General features: G+C 39.5%; 20 protein-coding genes and 1 pseudogene. 6 read left to right on the top strand and 15 right to left on the bottom strand.

The window, feature by feature from the left end; genetic code table 11:
* Positions 1 to 22 precede the first annotated feature (22 nt).
* Positions 23 to 2,053 (bottom strand): excinuclease ABC subunit UvrB, encoded by a 2,031-nt coding sequence (uvrB, locus tag ACMUMJ_RS14610; protein ID WP_414679593.1) that lies wholly within the window; start codon positions 2,051 to 2,053, stop codon positions 23 to 25.
* 167 nt (positions 2,054 to 2,220) lie between these two features.
* Between uvrB and ACMUMJ_RS14605 the strand changes: the two are divergent.
* Positions 2,221 to 2,790, top strand: a pseudogene (locus ACMUMJ_RS14605) (MBL fold metallo-hydrolase); the annotation flags it as partial.
* 268 nt (positions 2,791 to 3,058) lie between these two features.
* Here ACMUMJ_RS14605 and ACMUMJ_RS14600 read toward each other — a convergent pair.
* The 5 genes from ACMUMJ_RS14600 to ihfB form a co-directional block, all read right to left on the bottom strand.
* Entirely contained in the window at positions 3,059 to 3,409 is a 351-nt protein-coding gene (locus ACMUMJ_RS14600; RefSeq protein ID WP_414679592.1) for a ComEA family DNA-binding protein, read from the bottom strand.
* Positions 3,410 to 3,594: 185 nt separating this feature from the next.
* A complete protein-coding gene (gene pyrF / locus ACMUMJ_RS14595; RefSeq protein ID WP_414679591.1) occupies positions 3,595 to 4,302 on the bottom strand; it encodes an orotidine-5'-phosphate decarboxylase in 708 nt (235 codons plus the stop codon).
* A gap of 69 nt (positions 4,303 to 4,371) precedes the next feature.
* Positions 4,372 to 5,544 (bottom strand): lipopolysaccharide assembly protein LapB, encoded by a 1,173-nt coding sequence (lapB, locus tag ACMUMJ_RS14590; protein WP_414679590.1) that lies wholly within the window; start codon positions 5,542 to 5,544, stop codon positions 4,372 to 4,374.
* Positions 5,545 to 5,548: 4 nt separating this feature from the next.
* Positions 5,549 to 5,872: a LapA family protein gene (locus ACMUMJ_RS14585; RefSeq protein ID WP_414679589.1), complete on the bottom strand. Its 324-nt coding sequence runs from the start codon at positions 5,870 to 5,872 to the stop codon at positions 5,549 to 5,551.
* Positions 5,873 to 5,945: 73 nt separating this feature from the next.
* Positions 5,946 to 6,251, bottom strand: coding sequence for an integration host factor subunit beta (ihfB, locus tag ACMUMJ_RS14580; protein WP_414679588.1), 306 nt, complete (start codon positions 6,249 to 6,251; stop codon positions 5,946 to 5,948).
* Positions 6,252 to 6,460: 209 nt separating this feature from the next.
* Between ihfB and ppa the strand changes: the two genes are divergently transcribed.
* Entirely contained in the window at positions 6,461 to 6,991 is a 531-nt protein-coding gene (gene ppa / locus ACMUMJ_RS14575) for an inorganic diphosphatase (protein ID WP_414679587.1), read from the top strand.
* Positions 6,992 to 7,055: 64 nt separating this feature from the next.
* On the opposite strand, the gene trxB is transcribed toward ppa, so the two are convergent.
* Together trxB and ACMUMJ_RS14565 are read right to left on the bottom strand one after the other, a co-directional pair.
* Complete coding sequence (trxB, locus tag ACMUMJ_RS14570) at positions 7,056 to 8,006, bottom strand: thioredoxin-disulfide reductase (RefSeq protein WP_414679586.1); 951 nt, start codon at positions 8,004 to 8,006, stop codon at positions 7,056 to 7,058.
* A gap of 138 nt (positions 8,007 to 8,144) precedes the next feature.
* Entirely contained in the window at positions 8,145 to 8,891 is a 747-nt protein-coding gene (locus ACMUMJ_RS14565; protein WP_414679585.1) for a HesA/MoeB/ThiF family protein, read from the bottom strand.
* Between the two features lie 90 nt (positions 8,892 to 8,981).
* Between ACMUMJ_RS14565 and ACMUMJ_RS14560 the strand changes: the two genes are divergently transcribed.
* Positions 8,982 to 10,280 (top strand): inosine/guanosine kinase, encoded by a 1,299-nt coding sequence (locus tag ACMUMJ_RS14560; protein WP_414679584.1) that lies wholly within the window; start codon positions 8,982 to 8,984, stop codon positions 10,278 to 10,280.
* Between the two features lie 80 nt (positions 10,281 to 10,360).
* Here ACMUMJ_RS14560 and ACMUMJ_RS14555 read toward each other — a convergent pair whose 3' ends face one another.
* The 3 genes from ACMUMJ_RS14555 to grxD form a co-directional block, all read right to left on the bottom strand.
* Positions 10,361 to 10,561: an ATP-binding protein gene (locus ACMUMJ_RS14555; protein WP_414679583.1), complete on the bottom strand. Its 201-nt coding sequence runs from the start codon at positions 10,559 to 10,561 to the stop codon at positions 10,361 to 10,363.
* A 655-nt stretch (positions 10,562 to 11,216) separates the two neighbouring features.
* Positions 11,217 to 11,840 (bottom strand): peroxiredoxin, encoded by a 624-nt coding sequence (locus ACMUMJ_RS14550; protein WP_414679582.1) that lies wholly within the window; start codon positions 11,838 to 11,840, stop codon positions 11,217 to 11,219.
* A gap of 168 nt (positions 11,841 to 12,008) precedes the next feature.
* A complete protein-coding gene (grxD, locus tag ACMUMJ_RS14545) occupies positions 12,009 to 12,335 on the bottom strand; it encodes a Grx4 family monothiol glutaredoxin (RefSeq protein WP_414679581.1) in 327 nt (108 codons plus the stop codon).
* Between the two features lie 231 nt (positions 12,336 to 12,566).
* On the opposite strand from grxD, the gene argF reads away from it, so the two are divergent.
* Positions 12,567 to 13,469 (top strand): ornithine carbamoyltransferase, encoded by a 903-nt coding sequence (gene argF / locus ACMUMJ_RS14540; RefSeq protein ID WP_414679580.1) that lies wholly within the window; start codon positions 12,567 to 12,569, stop codon positions 13,467 to 13,469.
* An 89-nt stretch (positions 13,470 to 13,558) separates the two neighbouring features.
* Complete coding sequence (locus ACMUMJ_RS14535) at positions 13,559 to 14,485, top strand: LysR family transcriptional regulator (RefSeq protein WP_414679579.1); 927 nt, start codon at positions 13,559 to 13,561, stop codon at positions 14,483 to 14,485.
* A 73-nt stretch (positions 14,486 to 14,558) separates the two neighbouring features.
* Here ACMUMJ_RS14535 and ACMUMJ_RS14530 read toward each other — a convergent pair whose 3' ends face one another.
* Genes ACMUMJ_RS14530 through rluB form a run of 4 tightly spaced genes read right to left on the bottom strand, consistent with a single transcriptional unit; the run spans position 14,559 to position 18,238 of the window.
* Positions 14,559 to 16,067, bottom strand: coding sequence for an ATP-binding protein (locus ACMUMJ_RS14530; protein WP_414679578.1), 1,509 nt, complete (start codon positions 16,065 to 16,067; stop codon positions 14,559 to 14,561).
* Between the two features lie 5 nt (positions 16,068 to 16,072).
* Entirely contained in the window at positions 16,073 to 16,801 is a 729-nt protein-coding gene (locus ACMUMJ_RS14525; RefSeq protein WP_414679577.1) for a response regulator, read from the bottom strand.
* A 42-nt stretch (positions 16,802 to 16,843) separates the two neighbouring features.
* Positions 16,844 to 17,308: a DUF1499 domain-containing protein gene (locus ACMUMJ_RS14520; protein ID WP_414679576.1), complete on the bottom strand. Its 465-nt coding sequence runs from the start codon at positions 17,306 to 17,308 to the stop codon at positions 16,844 to 16,846.
* Between the two features lie 39 nt (positions 17,309 to 17,347).
* On the bottom strand, positions 17,348 to 18,238 hold the full coding sequence (gene rluB, locus ACMUMJ_RS14515; protein WP_414679575.1) for a 23S rRNA pseudouridine(2605) synthase RluB: 891 nt from the start codon (positions 18,236 to 18,238) through the stop codon (positions 17,348 to 17,350).
* A gap of 794 nt (positions 18,239 to 19,032) precedes the next feature.
* Between rluB and ACMUMJ_RS14510 the strand changes: the two genes are divergently transcribed.
* Positions 19,033 to 20,478 (top strand): TolC family protein, encoded by a 1,446-nt coding sequence (locus ACMUMJ_RS14510; RefSeq protein WP_414679574.1) that lies wholly within the window; start codon positions 19,033 to 19,035, stop codon positions 20,476 to 20,478.
* Positions 20,479 to 20,571 lie beyond the last annotated feature (93 nt).

Raw genomic sequence — 20,571 nt, 5'->3', positions numbered from 1 at the left:
ACGTGTTTGCAAAAGATACAGGTTAAAATGCGCCTACATCTTTCAGTTTTTTCTGTAATTGGCGGATTTGATCTCGATAACCCGCTGCCAATTCGAATTTAAGCTCTTCGGATGCAAGTACCATTTCTTTTTCTAAGGTTAATATGACTTTACGAACATCGGATACATCGTCCATTGTTTCAACTTTATAATCTGCTTCTATCTCAGCCACTTTTTTGGTTTTCTGACTGCGTCCTTTACCCGCACCAGGGTTGTAGGCCCCTTCCATAATATCTTCAACCGACTTAGAAATGCCTTTAGGCGTAATATTATGCTCTACGTTGAACGCTACCTGCACTTCTCGGCGACGATTGGTTTCGTTAATCGCCCTCTCCATTGAGCCGGTAATACGGTCTCCATAAAGAATAGCACGACCATTCAAATTCCGGGCAGCACGCCCAATGGTTTGGATTAAAGAGCGATCCGAGCGCAAAAAGCCTTCTTTATCGGCATCCAAAATAGCCACCAAACTGACCTCAGGAATGTCTAAACCTTCCCTTAATAAGTTAATGCCAACCAGCACATCAAATTCACCCAACCTTAGGTCTCGAATGATTTCGACCCGCTCTACGGTGTCAACGCCTGAATGCAAGTAACGCACTTGAATACCGTGTTCATGCAAATAATCGGTTAAATCCTCCGCCATGCGTTTTGTTAAGGTTGTTACCAATACGCGTTCTTTTTTCGGCAATCTTAGATTAATTTCTGAAAGGAGGTCATCAACTTGAGTTGCGACTGGGCGTATTTCTATTTCAGGGTCCACTAGCCCAGTTGGTCTCGCTATCTGCTCTACAACCCAATCTTGATGTTCTTCCTCATATTTTCCAGGGGTAGCAGACACTAAGATGGTTTGAGGCTTCATTTGTTGCCACTCTTCGAAACGCATCGGTCGATTATCCAGAGCGGATGGCAAACGAAAGCCGTATTCGACTAAATTCTCTTTACGGGAACGATCGCCTTTGTACATGGCACCCAGTTGAGGCACCGTCACATGGGATTCGTCAACGACCAGTAAGGCGTTATCAGGAAGGTAATCAAACAATGTCGGTGGTGGAGAACCTTCTGGTCGACCAGATAGATAGCGAGAATAATTTTCAATGCCAGAGCAATAACCTAACTCTTGCATCATCTCAAGATCGTATCGAGTTCGTTGTTCTAATCGTTGTAATTCAACCAATTTGTCGAGCGATTTTAACTGTGCCAATCTCTCGTCTAACTCCACCTTAATACGCTCTACTGCCTCAATAATCGTCTCTCTTGGAGTCACGTAGTGGGTTTTAGGATAGACAGTAATACGAGGCACTTTACGCAGTGTTTTGTTGGTCAGAGGGTCAATGTAAGAAAGCTGTTCAATCTCATCATCAAACAATTCAATACGAACCGCTGTGTCTTCAGAGTCCGCAGGGAATACTTCAATTACGTCTCCTCTCACTCGAAAGTTACCCCGCTCGAACACCATATCATTACGCACATATTGCAATTCAGCAAGGCGACGCAATATGTCTCGCTGGTCAATGCGCTCCCCACGATCCAAATGCAGCATCATTTTTAAATAGGATTCAGGGTCACCCAGCCCATAAATGGCCGAGACCGTCGCAACAATAATAACGTCTTCTCTTTCTAATAGGGCTTTGGTTGCAGATAAACGCATTTGCTCTATATGCTCGTTTACCGATGCATCTTTTTCAATAAAAGTATCCGATGCGGCAACATATGCTTCAGGTTGATAGTAGTCATAATAAGACACAAAGTATTCCACCGCATTGTGAGGGAAAAATTCTTTGAACTCCCCATACAGCTGGGCTGCAAGGGTTTTATTATGCGCCATTACAATGGTTGGTCGTTTCACCTGAGAGATCACATTGGCGATCGTATAGGTTTTACCAGAGCCTGTTACTCCCAATAACGTCTGATGCGCTAAACCAGATTCAACACCACTTACTAATTTTTTAATGGCAGCAGGTTGATCACCAGCAGGAGAGTAAGAAGAGACAAGATTGAACTCGTTAGACACAGTAGCTTCCTAATAAATAAATTTGACAATGAAATAAGCTTAACAAAAAATTTACTAGAATACTGTCTTTTTAAACAGTGAAAAAGTGTCGCCTCCCCCTTGAGAACATGTCTTTTGAACTCTCTATACAACAAAAAGTTCTCTTTTTTCTCTTTTAAAAACAAAACGTTCTAACCACTTTTGGGGATTTATTGAATGCAGAAAACGGTTTTTTACGAGATGGTTCACAATTCGATGTATTGGTCACAGAAGGAGACACATTACCCATTGGAGATTTAGCCTTTTCGATTCTTCACACACCGGGGCATACACCAGCTTGCGTGTCTTATGTTATCGGCGACGCGTGTTTTGTTGGCGATACCTTATTTATGCCTGATTTTGGCACGGCTCGTTGCGACTTCCCAGGAGGCGATGCCGCTACATTGTATCAATCCATTCAAAAAATATTGTCCTTACCTGACACCACACGCCTATTCACTTGTCATGACTATAAAGCCGCAAACAGGGACGTATTTGCGTGGGAATCGACCGTCGCAGAACAAAAACAAACTAATCTTCATATTAATCAAAGCATAGATAAAGACACATTTTGCACAATGAGGACACAAAAAGATGCCTCACTTTCCATGCCTAAATTAATTTGGCCTTCTGTTCAAATCAACATGAGAGCTGGCAACATGCCGACAGCAGAAGAAAACGGCGTCGCTTATATTAAAACCCCGATCAACCTTGTTTAATGATGATCGCGATTGATATTAAGACTGAACGTTTATGAATAATATCGAAAAATGGCTACCCGCGATTACGTGGTTAAAAACTTGTAACAAGCAATTCAATCTTTGACCCATTAAGCGTCTATTTGTAAAAATAATAAGAACAAAGAAAAGCATCCATCAGCTCTTCCAAGTTCCTATTATTTTATTTTCCTTAGTTTTACTGTTTCTTATAACCTTCTTATCTTTTAAGCCCTATTGTTTTCCAGAGAAAAGACCCCGTTTGAAGCGGTTATGAGTCTGTTGGTTGATTGCCTGTATTAATGACAGTATTTTGCTCATCGTTCACGGTAATAAAAGTTCTATTTTTATTCAATAACGCTCTGCCGATGCCTTTTACTTTTATGAGTTCTTCTACTGTTTCAAAGCGCCCATTCTGATCTCGAAACGCGACAATTGATTTTGCTTTAGCCTCCCCCACACCAGACAAAACAGCAGCAAATTGTTCAACGGTTGCTGAATTAATATCTAAAGGGGATACGGCATGAACATTTAAGAAAAACAAAGATAGGATCAAAACGCCCAAACGACATGTTTTTACTGCAAATTGCTGAAATACTGATTTTAGTTCTAGGATACTCATAGATAAACTCCTTTTATCTTACATTAGATTGCCCTTATTCACCTTATTGAAAAAGCCCCATTAAAAAGCTGTCACAAAGGAAAATAAAAACGATAAAACAACTTACTCCTTGTAAGTCGTTTATGAATCATAGGGAAGTTTCACCAGTGAAACAAGCCCTATCATTCATTTTGGAAGTACGCTGTTTACGCTATCACACCCAATTCCGAGTTTACACTGCGTAGAACACTAATAGGGTCAGTCGCTTGCGTAATAGGCCTACCCATTACTAAATAATGACTACCAGCTTGCATTGCTTCAGCAGGTGTCATAATACGTTTTTGATCGCCTTGAGCACTGCCTACAGGTCGAATTCCTGGAGTGACCAAACAAAAGTCTTTACCCAGCTCTTTTGACAATATGGAGGACTCTTGAGCTGAACACACAACCCCATCCATACCGGCATATTGGGCCAATCTCGCCAACCTCTGAACGTGCTCCTGTGGTGAAAAATCCATGCCTATTTCACTTAAATCTTGCTGATCCATACTGGTCAGAACGGTTACAGCAATAAGTAAAGTATTTGCACCTTGAATCGCTTGCAATGCATTCGCCGATGCTTCCATCATTTTACGTCCACCGGAAGCATGGACATTCACCATCCAAACACCGGAGCGAGCAGCTACTGATACAGCATTGGCAACAGTATTCGGTATATCATGGAATTTTAGATCAAGAAAAATGTCGAATCCTAATTTGTGTAAGTCGTCTAAAATTGCAGGACCAACACGAGTAAACAATTCTTTTCCAACTTTCACTCGGCACTGGGATGGATCAAGACGTTGTGCCATTTTCATTGCATCTTCTAATGTAGGGTAATCTAATGCAACAACGATGGGAGACTGGCAGGACATTATGTTTCCTCTGATTTTATAAAGGTGGTTTTTAACTGTATAACTATTTAAGCGGATAAACCGACTTGATTACTCGCCTTCCAATCCATGAATAGGCTTCACTGTTCCCCAATTTTTACAACTCGGACATTGCCAGTGCAATTGATGGCCGGAGAAGCCACATTGCCGGCATAAGTATTTGTGTTTCACTTGGGCTAAATGCTCAATCAATTCAAAAATAACTTGAAGATGCTCACTGCTCTTCCCCTGAGACGCATCTAGCTGCATACGAATTAATTCTTTAAAGCCTTTAATCGTAGGGTGCAATCGTAACTGTTCAATAAGAAAGGTTTCAGCGTAATGGAGATCATCACGCGCATAATGTTGAGCTATTTCCATCATTAAAGACGCAGAAGGCCTTAATTTATTTTGCTCCATTAAAAACTTTAAATAGCCCCCAGAGTTCCACACTTTGTCATAACACCCTTTCAGTTGAGGCAAAATAACAGGAATAAATTCTTTATCCTGAGTGGCGATTTGCTTTAAGTCTTTTATCGCCTCTCTAAAGCGTTGCTGTTCAATCAATATCTCAGCGGAACCAATGCCGGCTCGAACACACTTCGCATCAATATCTAGCGCTGAAATATAATGTTCATACGCTTTTTGAAATTGCTCTTTATCAAGCATTGATTGAGCAATTTCACAATGATAATGCGCAAGTCGTTTAGATACTTTTTCATTGTTTTTAATGATATTCAGCTGAGAACCTATCTGAATGGCTTTATCCCAACTTTGTTCAAACTCATACAAATCAACCAACAATGTTAATATCATTGGCTGTAATTCTGTATTAGATCCAGCAATGTTTAATAACAAGCGTTCTGCTCTATCCAACAGGCCGGCGGACATAAAGTCGCTGGCAAGTTCAAGTTGCACTAAACGCATTTCTCTTGGAGAAATTTCTGGTCGGGAAAGAAGGTTTTGATGAACATTAATGGCTTTTTGAATTTCACCTTTTTTACGAAACAAATTACCAATTGTAAGATGTATCTCAAAGGTTTCAGAATTGACGTGTAAAGAGTCGACAAAAGCATCAATCGCTTCAGAATGCTGGTCATTTAATAAATGATTCAGCCCTCTGAAATAATCTTTCGGTATTCCCTTATCTGTAACTTTTTTTGCTTCTTTTGGCTTGCGTTTGCCCAAAAGCCAGCCAAGGGCCAAGGCGATAAAAAGAACAGCAAATAAGCCAACATCAATCAATCCATTACTCCTCGCTCACATCAAGGTCTTTAGTAATTGAGTCTTTACGAATGTCATCCAATTCCGTTTGAGTTTTTGCAAGGCGTTTTTTAAGTAGTCGAACATTCCTGTCAGATCGTAATATAACAACAGAGCTAGCAACCAGAGCAACAATAGCCCCTAGAGCAAAAGCTAAAATTAAATAGAGAGCGATGCTAAATTCAGGAGATTGCCAAACAACAAAATCAAGGCGAATTAGCTGAGGGTTGCGAACAGCAAAAAAAACACCAATGACAAGTAAGGTAAAAAGAATTACTGCACCAATAATACGGTATAACCACTTTAACATGAGAAGACCCACCACAAAATTAATGAGGTCATTATGCCGCGATCAGCTTAAAAATTCGAGGTAAAAGGTAAATTTAGTTGAGTTCTGTCAGATCTGCATTCGGATCATTTACTAACTCTCGTAATTCTTTACCTGGTTTAAAGTGAGGAACGTATTTCGCATCCAATTCAACAGAATCGCCTGTTTTAGGATTACGACCGATTCGTGGCGCTCGATAATGTAAGGAAAAACTACCGAAACCGCGTATCTCGATTCTCTCACCATCCGCTAACGCCTCAGACATATGCTCCAGTATTGCTTTAACCGCTAACTCCACGTCCTTCACAGGAAGGTGTGACTGCTGATCAATAAGCAACTCTATCAACTCTGATTTTGTCATCTCAATCCTCACGCCTAAATTTTGATCATACTCTAAGACTAGCTAAATCTAGAAAGAAAGCAATAAGTTAAGTCGTTTCTAGGTACTTTTTTGCACTCTTTCTTAAGAAAAAATGCATAATATCTTCAAACTATAAACTCAACTACCTAGCATCGGCTTCAATGTGCTTTTATAATGCGTTAAATTTTTAAACCATTGGAAGAAAAATAATGAGCTATTCAAATATTCCTGCAGGCAAAGACGCGCCAAACGACATCTATGTAACCATCGAGATCCCAGCGCAAAGTTCACCTGTAAAATATGAAATTGATAAAGACATGGACGCTCTTTTAGTCGACCGCTTCATGGCTGCACCTATGTTTTACCCTGCAAACTACGGTTACATCAATAATACGCTAGCTGATGATGGCGATGCAGTAGACGTACTTGTTATGACACCTTACCCAGTTGTCCAAGGTTCGGTAATTCGTTGCCGTCCAGTTGCTGTGTTAAACATGACAGACGAAGCTGGCACAGACGCAAAATTGCTTGCAGTCCCGCATGACAAGCTAACGACAATTTATTCTGACGTTCAAGACGTAAACGACGTTCCTGAGTTGTTGCGTAATCAAATTGAGCATTTCTTTGAAAACTACAAAACACTTGAAAAAAACAAGTGGGTGAAAGTTGAAGGATGGGCAGACGCAGCAGCAGCAAAAGCCATTATTGTTGAAGGTATCGAAGTTTACAACGCTCAATAAGATTTTTCTCATACAAAAAAACCTCGTTATACGAGGTTTTTTATCTTTTATTTTCTACAACACTTTATTCCATAGAATCTAGAAAACGCTCCGCATCTAACGCAGCCATACAACCTGTACCCGCAGAAGTAACCGCTTGACGGTAAATATGATCACAAACATCACCTGCTGCAAACACACCCGGTATGTTTGTTTGTGTTGCATTGCCTTCCAATCCTGACTGAATTTTAATGTAGCCATCTTTCATGGTTAATTGACCTTCAAAGATATCCGTATTCGGTTTGTGACCAATAGCGATAAATAAACCTGCTGCGTCAATCTCTTTTAATTCACCCGTTTTATTATTTTTAACACGAACACCTGTCACACCTGCATCATCACCTAAGACTTCATCAAGCTCAGTAAACCACTCTATTTTCACATTGCCTTTTTCAGCTTTTTCTAGCAATTTATCGGACAAAATTTTCTCAGAACGAAACGTATCACGACGGTGAATAACTGTGACTGTTTTAGCAATATTTGATAAATACAGCGCTTCTTCAACCGCTGTATTACCGCCACCAACAACCACAACATCTTGATTTCGATAGAAGAAACCATCACATGTCGCGCAAGCTGAAACACCTTGCCCCATGTATTTAGCTTCACTTTCCATGCCTAAATATTGAGCGCTGGCACCTGTCGTAATAATCAAAGCATCGCATGTATATACCTTGTCACCTTCAAGACGAAAAGGACGGTTTTCTAAATCCACTTTATGGATATGATCAAAAAGAACTTCCGTTTCAAAACGCTCAGCATGCTTGCGCATACGCTCCATTAGTTCAGGGCCTTGAACGCCTTGGTCATCACCTGGCCAGTTATCCACGTCCGTAGTTGTTGTCAACTGCCCGCCCATTTGCATACCTGTAATCATCACAGGGTTCAAATTTGCACGAGCGGCATAAACTGCGGCCGTGTAACCCGCAGGACCAGAACCAAGAATCATTAGCTTAGCGTGTTTAACTTCGCTCATTTACATCACTCCTAAATTATTAAATGGATCAGAAAGTACAACTTGCTGGCTTTCCTATTTGATGCGCATTGTATCAAAAAGTAGTCAAAAACAGGACGAATTATTTCTATGGAATAAATAGGGGCTAACTATAAAGAATCAATGCTCTTGGCAAACCTTACATGCGGGGTCAGAGGTCAACTTTAACTCTCGCCATTGCCCACTAAAACCATCAAACAGTTTTAATAATCCATGTGCTACCTGCCCACATTCACTTAATATTTTTAGTGCCTCCAATGATTGCAATACACCAATGCTGCCTACAACAGGGCTAATAATGCCTGATTGACTGCAACTTAATGCTTCTGAAGAAAGATTAGGGTACAAACACTGATAGCAAGGAGACAATGCTTGGTCAAATCGAAAACTGATAATTTGCCCTTCCCAGCGAATCGCAGCCGCACTCACTAACGGCGTTTTATGAGAGTAACAAAGTTGATTAATTTGTTGACGAATCGTGAAGTTATCGGTGCAATCCATCACCAGACCTACTTTCTCAATTTGCTTAGACAACGCCGCTTCAGACAACCTTGTATCAATAACCTCTATATGAGTCGATGAGTTCAGCGCTTCGAGCTGTTGCTTTGCTGCATGCACTTTTTTCTGCCCTACATTCCTTTCTTTAAAAAGAACTTGACGCTGCAAATTGCTGTTTTCAACCACATCATCATCCACTAAAACAAGATGACCCACTCCAGCCGCAACCAAATATGAAGCGGCTATATTGCCGAGCCCACCAACACCGACCATCAATACACGAGCATCCAGCAGTTTTTGCTGTCCTATATAATCAAAATTGGCCAATAATATTTGTCGACTGTAACGATCAAGCTGAATTTCGTTCATAAATTTCACTTTTTATAACATCTTACTGTTTGTAGTAATCAATACTTTGATAAAATATTCCATTCTATTTTTAATGGGCGCCATCAATCAATGAAATTTCCCGGCCGAAGAAAACTAAAGCATTATTTTCCCGTTTCACAAGCAAAGCCTATCTTACCGCTTTCCGAGGTTCGGCCAGATAAAGACACCTACATCGTTGGTTTAGATGAAACCATTGTGGATGTCGTTGCAAGTGTAGGTGATGATTTTTTAGAACGTTATAATATCACCAAAGGGTTATCAAACTTAGTTGATCATCAAACCGCTACAAACATTTATAGCGGGCTGGTAGAAAAAGGCTGCATTTCAGATCACTTTGCTGGTGGGACCATTGGTAATACATTGCATAATTACTCTGTCTTAGCGGATGATAAATCCGTATTGCTCGGCGTGATGTCTTCCAACATAAAATTAGGTTCTCCAGCCTACCATTATATTTGTCATACCAGCAGCAAAGTAGACATGAACCACTTACAAGGGGTAGTAGGAGACATTGGTCGAGGCATTACACTTATTACGCCAGATGGCGAACGGACGTTTGCCATTGCTCCAGGGGACATGGACGAGTTAAATGAAGATCACATCCCTGAAGACATTATTGCAGGAGCGTCTGCTTTTGTCACTTGCGCTTACCCAATTAGGCATCATAGAAAACCCATCCAGAAAGCTCTAACTCAATCATTGCAATACGCTCAAAAACACCACATTCCAGTAGTCATGTCTTTGGGCACTCAACATCTGGTTACTGAAAATCATGATCAATTAATGGATATAATCAATCAATACGTTGATATTTTAGCGATGAATGAACTGGAAGCAGAAGCCCTAACCGGACACTCAGACCCATTACTTGCGGCCAATGCTGCATTAGAATACGTGGATATGGTTCTATTAACAGCAGGCCCTACTGGTTTATATCTATGTGGTTATGCTGATAACAACGCCAAACGTGAAACATCGAATCCAATAAAATCAGGTTCTTTAGAAGATTTTAATAAATACGAATTTAGCCGCCCTATTGCTAGAAAAGAATGCGATAACCCTATTAAAGTATTTTCCCACATTGACCCTTATATGGGAGGCCCGGAAAAAATCAAAAACACCAATGGTGCTGGGGATGGTGCTCTGTCTGCTTTACTGCATGACATTGCGGCAAATAACTTCCATAAAGAAGTCGTCCCACAGTCTAGTAAGCATAGGATCAACTATTTGGCTTACTCTTCATTTGCTCAAATTTGTAAATATTCAAATCGAGTCAGTTACGAAATCCTTGCACAAAACGCCCCTCGACTGTCAAAAGGCTTACCCGAAAAAGAGGACAGTCTTGAAGAAAGTTATTGGGAACGGTAGCCATAGAACAAGCTTTAGTCCTTTGTTTTATAAATGAATTCCTACATCGAAAGGGATGAAGCGTTGCCGTCTCATCCTTCTCACAGAACCGTACGCACGGATCTCGTATACGGCTCATGCAAGCTTCCACTCAACATGCACATGAACACATACTTCGCGCTCTCTTTTTCATAGCGCTTGGCCACAACATCCAACAACAATTTTGCTTCGTTAGTAGTAAATGATAGATAGCCAACTTCATCAATGGTCAATAACCTTAGAGCTTGAACAGCTCGTTGCATGGTACGGCCTCAGTCTGCTTACATTTGCTGCCCGACTTCTGTTTCGAAACGAACCACTTCAGAGCTTGGTTTACTTTCTTGATACTAATGTAAGTACTGCCGTGATAAAGATAAACTGCCTTTGCAACCCAAAGCCTTTATGCCTCTCAATAGAGCAACGGCTGATAAATGTCTGGTCTTAGCTTGAGCGATACAAGAGTGAAGAAAAGGTTGAAACGTATCCTGTATAGACTTTTTCGCTTTAGGGAGATTGGCCTGTCTGTTTTCTGCTCCAAATATTGTTTTACCATGTTACGGGAAATGCCAAGTTCTTTAGCAATGGCTTTTTGAGATTTACCTTATTGATGCAAAATCTAAATTTTCATAAGCTCTTCTTTTATGACCATAGAGTCTCTCAAAAGACTCTATGGTTATACAACTGGATCAGATTTCCATTGTTGATAACACTTCGCTATGAGACGAATAAACAATCGTCCAAGGACGTGTTTAGGATTCAAGCAGCCAGCCGTTATCTTTAAGCCGATGTGTTTAGCTGCTTAAAATAAAAAGTGTTGCACTACGAACTTGAACTCAGAAATATATAAAAAAGAGCATAAAAGGCAGGCCAAAAAAAACCGCTAAAACATTAGCGGTTTTTTATACATATCGAAACTATTTACAGCTCATCACTGCTTTCAGACAAGTAAGATGCAACACCTTCTGGTGTATTAACCATACCTTTATCGCCTTTATTCCAGCCTGCTGGACACACTTGACCGTTTTCTTCAAAGAATTGTAGCGCTTCTACTACACGTACCAATTCGTCCATATTACGACCAATAGGCTCATCATTAACAACTTGAGAACGAACGACACCCTTCTGATCGATTACAAATGAAGCACGCATTGCAACACCAGCTGGATAATAAGAATCACCTTCTTGCGCCTCTATTCCATAAGCTTTAGCAATGGCATGATCCATATCAGCAGCTAATGTATATTCTACAGCACCAATACCCCCCTCATTTACAGGCGTATTTCTCCACGCATTGTGAGTAAAATGTGAATCAATAGAAACACCTACCACTTCAACACCTAGTTTACGAAATTGCTCCATACGATGTGACATAGCAATAATTTCGGAAGGACAAACGAAAGTAAAATCTAGCGGGTAAAAGAAAACAATTGCGTATTTCCCTTTAATTGTTTCAGCTAAGTTGAAAGAATCAACTATTTGACCATCAGCTAATACCGCTGGAACTGTGAAATCAGGTGCTTGCTTGCCAACTAAAATTGTCATTCTAAGGTTCTCCGTTTTTAAAATTATAAGTTAAAAATAACTAAAAATATAAATTGTTACCTAACTATTATATAGTGAAAAACAAACGTTCAGGCGATTAAGAATATTTATAAAGGCAATATAGATTGCCTATTACCGTTTTCACATTCGCTTTATCGACAACGACTCTTAGTCGTCTGATGCAGCAACTGAATCAGTAATTAGAGTTTGAAGCTCGCCATTTCCAGCCATTTCCACCACAATATCACAGCCGCCAACTAGCTCACCTTTAATCCATAATTGCGGAAATGTTGGCCAATTTGCAAATTTAGGTAGCTCTGTACGAATATCAGGGTTTTCTAAAATATTAACAAACGCGAAACGCTCTCCACAAGACATCAGTGCTTGCACAGTTTGAGCAGAAAAGCCGCACTGAGGAGATCTAGGTGTTCCTTTCATGTACAAAAGGATAGGATTGTTGTCTATTTGTTCTTTAATTGTATCAAGTGTGCTCACGCAGAACCCCCTTATTCATAATCATTATTAATGACATCACTCGAAAAACTGACTATTCAGTCTATCTAACTTAATAACATCACACAGTGCTTTGATGGAGTTTATATGGGTTCTAGCACTAGAATACAAGCACTATATTAGGTTTTTGATTACTTTACACACTTTACTAACCTCCTCCAGTATATTACATTGGCCGATTCCCTTTTAAATAATACCTACTAGGAGCCTCATGTGTCGCCAAGGCATTTTTTAACATTAATGGATCTTTCTTCTGATGAATTAAAGCAGGTTTTGACTAGAGCGTCTGAACTCAAAAAAATGCATCGTGAAGGAACTCAGTATCAACCATTAAAAAACCGTGTTTTAGCCATGATTTTTGAAAAGTCCTCTACACGCACACGTGTATCTTTTGAGGCGGGTATGGCTCAATTTGGCGGACACGCAATTTTCTTATCTTCGAGAGACTCTCAGCTAGGCCGAGGAGAACCGATCGAAGACAGTGCTCGAGTTATTTCAAGCATGGTTGATGCGGTAATGATACGGACATTTGAGCATTCAAAGATTGCAGCTTTTGCAGCAAACTCCTCTGTACCAGTTATTAATGCATTAACAGATGATTTTCACCCATGCCAACTGCTTGCAGATATGCAAACCTATCAAGAGCATAGAGGCAGCATTGAAGGCAAAAAAGTAGTCTGGGTTGGTGATGGTAATAATATGTGCCACTCCTATATAAATGCAGCGGAGCTACTCAACTTTAACTTAGTTATTGCCTGTCCAGTTGGTTACGAGCCGAATCAACAATTAGTCGATAAGTATGCACATAGAGTTGCAGTATTAAACAATGCTCAGGATGCAGTAAAAAATGCCGATCTAGTTGTCACTGATGTATTTGCATCTATGGGGCAAGAAGACGAGCAGGAAAAACGCTTGCAGGATTTCCATTCTTTTCAAGTTAACAAAGCATTAATGTCATTGGCAAACCAAGATGCTTTATTTATGCACTGCTTACCGGCACATCGAGGAGAAGAAGTAACGACCGACGTCATTGATCATCCGGACTCGGTTGTGTGGGATGAAGCGGAAAACCGCTTGCATGCTCAAAAAGCATTACTTGAATTCCTTTTATGTTGAAATTTTCATTTTAATACTGGATATCTATATCACCGTTTTGCCACTTAGTTCAATGCGGTGATGATTGCCTTTTTACATAAGACCCCTCCATGAGCCTTATTGAAGTTAGACATTTAAAAACCTTAACGGCCCTTCGTGAAACAGGTAGCCTTGTAGAAGCAGCAGATCGAGTTCACTTGACTCAATCCGCCCTATCTCATCAGCTAAAAGACTTAGAAGAAAAGTTAGGCTGCCCACTCTTTATACGAAAAACAAAGCCAGTACGTTTTACCAGTGCGGGTTTACGCTTATTGCAACTTGCTGACGATGTCATTCCATCATTTAGAAGTGCTCGAAGAGACATACAAAGATTTGCAGAAGGAGAAAGCGGTCGATTACACATAGCCATCGAGTGCCATAGTTGCTATGAATGGCTAATGCCAACCATAGACCATTTTAGGGAACACTGGCCTGATGTTGAATTGGATTTATCAACAGCATTCAGCTTTATGCCTCTACCAGCCTTGGCACGAGGAGACCTTGACCTTGTTGTCACTTCAGATCCAATTGAAATAGTCAACATTGAATACATACCTCTCTTCCAGTATGAGTCTCAAATAGCAGTCTCTCGTCACCATAAGCTTGCTCAAAAAGAGTTTATAGAACCGCAAGACTTAAAAAACGAAATACTTATCACATATCCAATTGAATCTGAACGTTTAGATATTTTTAGACACTTTTTAGATCCAGCAGGCATTCAACCAGTAAAAATTCGTCATTGTGAGTTAACACTAATGATGATGCAGTTAGTTGCAAGTGGCCGAGGTGTGTGCTGTTTACCTAATTGGGCTTTAACAGAATACACAAACAGGCAATATGTGATCACAAAATCCCTTGGGGAAGAAGGAATTTGGTGCAAGCTTTATATCGCTATTAGAAAAGATCAAAAAGGCAGTCCTTTTATTCAAGACCTAATCAGCACAGCATCACAAACTTGCTTTAAAAACCTCAAAGGAATTTTATCTCCGGACTTATAAATTTCCCACTGTACTGACAGAACTTATCACTAGATGAAAAGTTAGAAATAAGTTCTGTTTAATTGTCCTCACTCTAACTCACATCTTTTTTATGGTAATTCCTTGACCATATAAAACTAAATTTAGCACCACCTAATGGACTATCATCGATGAGTACTGCACCACCGTGCCAAAATGCAATTTTTTGGACTATTGCCAGACCAAGACCATACCCGCCTGAAGCACGAGTACGACTGTTATCCAGTCTTTGAAAAGGTATAAACACCTTATCTCTGTCCTCAATCGCAATACCAGGGCCATCATCTTCAATGTCTACTCGCCAAGATTCAGGACAACTAAAAAAGCTAACTTTCACACTGCTTTTCGCGTATTTTGATGCATTCAATATCAAATTTTGTAGCGCTCTAGGTAAATGATGAGAGTCAGCCAGTACAATACTAGTCTCTAAATCAATCTCTATTTGAATATCAACCCCAGACAGCAGCGCTTCATTATTTTCTACGATGGAAGACATGACATGCGCCATATCAACCTTAGTAAAGTGAAGCGCTAATGCACCTTCTTCCAATTTACCGTAGGTAAGCACCTCATCAACCAATGTGTTTAACTCTTCGACATCGCCTTCAAGCCAATCGATAATCACAGATACATCATCAGACACATCATCTTTCAGTGATTCAAGGCCAAATCTTAATCTTGCAATAGGAGTCCTTAACTCATGAGAAATAGCATTAATCATCTCTCTTTGAACTTTAAGCAGTCGTTGTATATGCGAGGACATTGAATCGAAAGAATCAGCTAGCTCTTCTAAAGTACCATCACTATCTGAGATATTTTCAGGCAGAGAAACTTCGCCTCTTGCAATCTGCTTTGTGAATTTTTCAAACGTTTTCCTTTTTATTTCTAAACCGAGGAACTCTTTCCAAATTAATAACAACATCAACAGTATGGTGATCGCAACAACCCCTGTTACCAAAAAGGTTAAACTCCATCCAGTATAGCAAGGAATACCAATTGCCAGTTGAGGGTGATTTTTTTGGCTCCACACGAAAAAATCGCTTCCAGAACTTGAGTGCATAGACTGCAATCCCTCCATCACATTGCGAGGGTTTTCAATGTAATCTACGTTGATACATACTAAAGAATCTAGTAGTTGTTTTTTCTCATCCATATTATATAAAGAAGACTCTAGAAATTGCCTTAGTAGTAACTCTATCGAGTAGAACGCTGTTGAGTCCGAAAAAATGCCTGAAAATAAAACCCCCCCATCATGATAAAAAGCGACTTCATCATCGACCAATTGACTCACACTAACGACATTGTTCTTTAACACATTAAGGGATTGTTCAATCGTGAGAGGGGGCTCTATGTTATTTGTGATCCATTGATGATGGGAGGCAGAAACGCTTTCTCCGAGCATGATATTCAAAGCGCTTAGTTCAACATCGGAACACTTCAAACTACTTGAACGAGAAAACAAGTAGTTTGATTGCACAAAGTGGATAACAACAAAACTAAAAACCACAAGCGCTAACCCGCCTAATATGAGATTTCGGTAAAGTTGCCAGCAACCATTGCTCATCGATATTAGGCCTCTTTTACAAAAAGATAACCTTTACTTCGAATGGTTTTGATTTTTCTAGGGTGTATTGGATCATCTCCTATTTTGGATCGTATCCTTGAAATACGAACATCAACAGATCGATCTTGACCGTCATATTCTATTCCTCGTAATTCACCAAAAATTTCTTCACGGCTCAAAATACGGCCAGCATTACTTGCTAGTAGCCATAAAAGATCGAGTTCCGCACTGGTTAAATCAATTTCGTCACCAGAAACCCAAGCCTCACGCCTCGAGTTATCGATTTCTAAAGGGCCAAACGTCAACGTTTGACTGACTTTACCAGATGCTGAAGCAGAAATATTAGCATCCACATCTTGAGTACTTCGACGCAACAAAGACTGGATACGTGCTAATAAGACCCCTGGTTTTACAGGTTTAGAAACATAATCATCAGCACCTATTTCTAAGCCTAAGATTTGATCTACATCATCACTTCTTGCGGTTAGCATTAAAATCGGAGATTTGTATTCCTCTCGAATACTACGACATACGGTAAAGCCATCCGCCCCAGGTAACATCAAGTCAAGAATGACAAGGTCAGGTTTCGTTTCTATTATACGGCTGATAGCACGCTGGCCATCAGATTCAATTTCAACAATAAAGCCGTTCTTTTGTAGATACTCTTTTGTTAACAAAGCCAAACGTTCATCATCTTCTACTATAAGAATTGATTGAGTGCTATTTACTGTCATTTAATATCCTCTTTATAAATTTCTTAAAATAAACGTATAAGTTCACTTTTCAAAAGTAGAAAGGTACTCTTTCATTTTAAGAACACGATCTCTATTCACATTCATATCCGAATAGCCGACTCTTGATGCTGAACGAATATGAAAAACACTGTCAGCCTCAGGCCAATAAAGTTCTACATCATCAATATAGCCAAAAAACGAACTTTTAATTTCGACATAAAAGTAGCCTAACTCACTAGAAACAATACGAGCATCCCCTTGGTTTAAGAAGTATTGCTCTAACAAAAGTTGTGTCTCAAGAGCCGATTGTTTGTAAATAATAGATTCCACATAATGCATCTCATCAGATTCAAGCGCTTGTGAAGAAACACAATTTGGTGACGCTGGACAAGGCATTAAAAGCCCATCTGTCACACCTAAATTTTCAGGTCTGTCGTTATTTAAATCAACATAAAATAAAAAACCAACAAACAGCGCAATAATAAGCGCCAAAAACCAACGAATCATGTTTCAGTATCCTCCAAAGCACTCAGCTCTATTTATGCACTAACGGAATGTGCGCTTTCCAGATTTTTTAGGTTTGAATTCAGGTCTATCAGACGTTTGCCAATCAAACCCTTTTGGGCGCTTTTTAACACTTGTTTTAGATGATTGGCGTTTGGCGTCTTTTTTCTCTTGTGTTGTTTTTGCCGAAACAGGTTTCACAGGTAAGCTAACAAGAGAACATAAAGCATTTACTTCAACTTCATCCATTTCTACAAAACGACCGACTTTTGCCTTAGAAGGTAAGAATACCGGACCAAACCTAACGCGCTTTAAACGATTAACTTTTGCACCTTGAGATTCCCACATACGACGGACTTCCCGGTTACGGCCTTCCATCAAACAAACATAGAACCAACGATTGATCCCTTCACCACCACCATCAACAATATCGGTAAACTTCGCCATACCGTCTTCTAGAAAAACGCCTTTTTTGAGGTTTTTGATGTTTTCATCTGTGATTTCGCCCATGACTCGAACTAAATATTCGCGATCTATTTCTGTAGATGGATGCATCAATCGATTTGCTAATTCACCATCCGTTGTAAATAAAAGCAAACCAGATGTATTTATGTCTAATCGTCCAACAGCAATCCATCGCTCTCCTCGGAGTTTGGGCAAACGATCAAATACGGTAGGACGGCCTTCAGGATCTTTACGTGTACACACTTCACCTTCAGGTTTGTTATAGATAATGACTCGACGGCTTTCGCCTGCTTCAGATAATTTAACCGGATAATTATCCATTAAAATTTCATCTGAAACCTTAACACGATCGCCAAGCGTAGCGATTTCACCATTGACTTGAACACGACCTTCTCTAATTCGAGTTTCCATTTCACGTCGGGAACCCTGACCAGCTCGTGCTAATACTTTCTGTAACTTTTCGTCCATTACGACCTCTTTATGGGAATGCTTCTCAGCAACCCGTTTTTATGACTTGAATGCATTCTGTAAAAACTATTTCAGGCATTATAATCTGCAATCTTTGTCTTTACATCCCTCATTGAAAAATATACTTACTCCATACACTTAAATACGATGTTGTTTTCAATAAAGGCAGGTGAGTAATAGATATATGACAGCACTTTACAAAAGGCAAGAATTAAATTTAACAAACATTACAAAAAATGACGTTCAAATTGAGTTAAATGAAAAAGTGTCTTTTAGCTATTGAAAACGGTCTTAGCAGTAATCATCTAAGACCTTGTATCTATTCAAGTACAGGGCTTTTTATCCGCTATTGTAAGCACTTCCATCCTCTCGGGAATATGCCAACCTTAACACCCTATATTCCACTACTAAAAACAGCCGGATCTTGCGAGCTAACAACAAATGAACTCATTAGAATATGCCACGACAGAGGCCATTTTTATTCGGGGCTGGGACAATCAGCCTTGATTTCTACCCTCCTTTTCTGTTTTTAATTTCCTATCAAGTTCTTAAGAATGAATAGCGATTAATATAGTCTATGAATGCATTTTTTATTGTTTTGGTAACAAATATTTTTTATTGTTTTTGAGTTCAAGGTTGAAATGAAAAATATCACACCGAATAAACATAAAGAATGCATAGGTCATGTAAAAATACATTACACTCTCTATTTATTATTGAGGTATTACATTATTAATAAGAAGCGCTCAACTCCCACGTGCCCAGATTCGTTTGAACCGCCTGAGAACACCAATATGAAATACATTATTAGGTGGTCTATTACAATAGCCATTTCTACACTGGTTCTTTCTGCGTGCAGCACTTCGCCTAAAAGTGGTTTTACAACACAAGCAAATTTAGACAGACAAACTCTCATAGAAAACCAACGTCAATGGAACGAGCTATCAACACAGTCAAACAATCAGCAATCTCAACCGATTTATTTAAGCGATTTAATGAATGTTCCAAAACTGAACAATCTGATCGACATAGCCTTAAAAAACAATCCTAAAGTTTTGCAAGATTTATTAGCGTTTGAAATTCAAGCAGAGAAAAGCAATGTATCAAAAAATAATCACTTACCTACTGTAAATGCGAGCGTTGGTGCAACCAGAACAAAAAAGCAGATCACTAACTTCACGGCCAGTGCAAGTGTTCGATGGGAAGCAGATTTGTGGCAAGAATTAGCGTTAGACCAACAAGTCGAAGACACTTTATATTTACAAAGCTTTGCTTTTTTACAAGCAACTAAAGACAGCCTCACTGCTCGTATCATGCAAAATTGGTTGCAATTCATTCATCAAACTAAAATGCTTAACATTAATACTCAACTGCTCGCTTTATTAGAAAAAAATGAGTCTTTAATTTTAAATAAATTTCGCAACGGTCTAGGTAACTTAGAAGACATCAACACAGCAAGGATAGCGACCGAAAAAGTTAAATCCACACTAATAAACGATCAAGAAAACCTTGCCATTACCAAAAGATCACTTGCCACATATCTAGGTCAAAATAACCATGACGCTCTACTTGAATTAGAAAGCAACTTTGTTGCAGGGTATCCTGATGTGCTGTTTCCTTTAAGCACATTAACAGAACAAAACCTACAAAACAGGCCGGATTTAAAAGCCGCTTTTTTATCCATTAAAGCCAATGACTTAAATACCAAGGTTGCTTATAAAGCTCTATTACCTTCTTTTAGCCTTCAAGCAAGCCTAAATGATTCTGCCGAGTCGTTAAGAGATGCTCTATTTGCGTCTCCAATATGGTCTTTATTGAGCCAATTAACTCTACCGTTATTTCAAAAAGGTCAACTTAAATCCAATATAAAAACAGCAGAATTGAAAACAGCACAATCATATCAAGCCTATCGTGAGAATTTACTCAATGCAGTAACCGAAGTTGAAAACCGTTTAGGACAAGAAAAAGCCCTCTCCCAACGACACGACTTCATTCAAAGTGCGTTAGCGCACTCTCAAATAGATTTAAAACAGTATCAAAAAAAGTATCGATCAGGTTTGGTTGGCTTAAATGACTTAATTAGTGCACAACAAGCTACATTTAATCTTGAAGCCGACTTAGAAAACCTACTATTTCAACGGCTTTCTAACCGAATAGGTTTAGGCTTGGCTCTTGGACTAGGTGCAAAAAATGATTCTAAGTCAACTCACCTAACAAGTGACTATGGTGTCAATTCCTAATGTTAAACCATTTTAGGGTTCCACATGACACCATCTCTCACCATCGAATTTATGATCACTACGAGCTTTCTTATACAGGCAATAATGGCGACT

Origin of the sequence: Marinomonas phycocola (assembly GCF_047525455.1) — a bacterium.
Taxonomy (GTDB): Bacteria; Pseudomonadota; Gammaproteobacteria; order Pseudomonadales; family Marinomonadaceae; genus Marinomonas.
Note: the sequence above shows the minus strand (reverse complement) of the source record. Positions and strands in the feature narration are given on the sequence as shown.